The 1,637-nt window shown below is 67.3% G+C and carries 3 protein-coding genes; all 3 read right to left on the bottom strand.

Annotated features, from left to right (window positions below; all coding sequences use genetic code 11):
- Window positions 1-197, bottom strand: a 197-nt coding sequence (locus tag Q0X16_RS12945) for a hypothetical protein (protein ID WP_297835204.1), incomplete at its 3' end; no start/stop codon positions are given.
- Between the two features lie 69 nt (window positions 198-266).
- Entirely contained in the window at window positions 267-500 is a 234-nt protein-coding gene (locus Q0X16_RS12940) for a hypothetical protein (RefSeq protein WP_297835201.1), read from the bottom strand.
- Window positions 501-705: 205 nt separating this feature from the next.
- Window positions 706-1,637, bottom strand: a 932-nt coding sequence (locus Q0X16_RS12935; protein ID WP_297835198.1) for a hypothetical protein, incomplete at its 5' end; no start/stop codon positions are given.

Below are 1,637 nucleotides of genomic sequence, written 5' to 3'. Positions count from 1 at the left end.
TTGTAGTTCGAATAGACCTGCACGACGTCGATGGCGCCGCTCAATATGTCCGCCGCTGCGCCGAGGTCGCCGCCGAAGGCTGCCTTGCCCCAGGCCACGACCGAGCCGTCGGCGCGCAGCGCGGCGAAGGCGTAGTCGTTCCTGCCCTCGCCGGCGCTCCTGCCGGGATAGCCGAATGCGTTGTCGGTGATGATCATGCCGTGTCCTCAGGAAAGATTGCCGTGCGGCGCGAGCGCGCCGGGCGCTTTGTGCGCTGGAAAAACCGCCTACTTCGGCTTGACGACGCCGTCGGCGATCAGCTTCTTGACCAGGGACTCGAGCATGCCGTAGGAGGCGAGGAAGCCGTCGAGCGGCATGACGAGCGTCTGGGTGGGCTTCAACTCGGGCTTGCCGCCTTCGCTGGAGGGGGGCGTGAAGGCCGCCAATTCGAGGCGGATCAGGGGGCCGGTCACCGCGGCGTTGGCGATGCGGTCGGCGAAAAGCTGTGTAATGTGGGACACGGGAGCATGCCTTCTCTTGTGGTTGTGGCGCGAGCCGGGCGACGGAAGAAAACCCGGCGCCGCAAGACGAAGATTACCGCAATTCCAGTCCGGTTTGAACGCAACGAACCCGTCCCGGCCGCGCTGACTTTCTTTCTCCCCGCCCCGCTTGTGACCGAAGGCAATCCCTGAGGGACGGGGAGCGGGGCAGGGAGAGCGGGGCCGCTCAGGTGTATTCGATGCCCGTCGCCTGCAGGCCGACCAGATTGACGTGCGCCTGGTTCACCTCCAGCCCCGCCACCGCGGCCATGAACTCGGCGCGGCTCATGTCATCCGTGCGCCCGTCCATGTAGGCCACCAGGGCGTCGACCGTGGCGGCGTCGGCCTCGGCGCCGATCACGTTGCGGAACACCAGGCGGGCGAGGTCGGCCTGGCTGTTGGAACCGGCGAGCTGGGCCACCAGGCCGGCGTCGATGGCGAGCTGCGAGAGCGCGGTCATGCTGGTGCCGGCATCGAAGTAGCCCAGGATCATGCCGACGATCTGCGGGTTGGTCAGGGTGTCGGGGGCGAGCATGCCGATGAACTCGGCGGCCTGTCCGGCGTGGCCGGCGGGGGTGAGGTCGAAGGCGAGCTTCCTGTCGGAGAACTGCAGGCGCTCGACGTTGGCGAGCTGGTCGGTGCCGTCGGCGGCGCCGGAGAGGCTCGTCACCGTGATGCTGGCGCCATTGACGGCGACGGTGTAGCTCGCGCGCGCGGAGAGATAGACGGCGGTGTCGATGCCGGCGCCGCCGTCGTAGTTCTGGTTTCCCGCCTTAGCCGCATAGGTGTCGTTGCCGGCGGTGCCGCTTTCGCTCGTGACCTGCCCGCCCGTGCCGCCCGAGGTTCCAGTGTCGGTGAAGCTGACGGCGCTCAGTTCGTGCACGACGTTGCGGATGCTGCCGATGACGCCGGAAACGCTCTCGCCGACGAAATCGGAGAAGGAGATGCTGAAGGTGGAATCGGAAAAGCGGAAGATCTGGTCGGCGAAGGCGAGGAATTCGATGCCGGTCAGGGTGTCCTGGCCGTCGGCGCCGCTGTCGTCGCGGACGGTCCAGCCGCTTCCGTTCGCGGTGATCGTGTAGCCGCTGCGGTTGCCGAAATAGACCGCGGTGTCATCGC

The organism is Thermomonas sp., assembly GCF_025993755.1.
In the GTDB taxonomy this organism is placed as follows: domain Bacteria; phylum Pseudomonadota; class Gammaproteobacteria; order Xanthomonadales; family Xanthomonadaceae; genus Thermomonas.
This window is presented reverse-complemented; position numbering and strand designations above follow the sequence as displayed.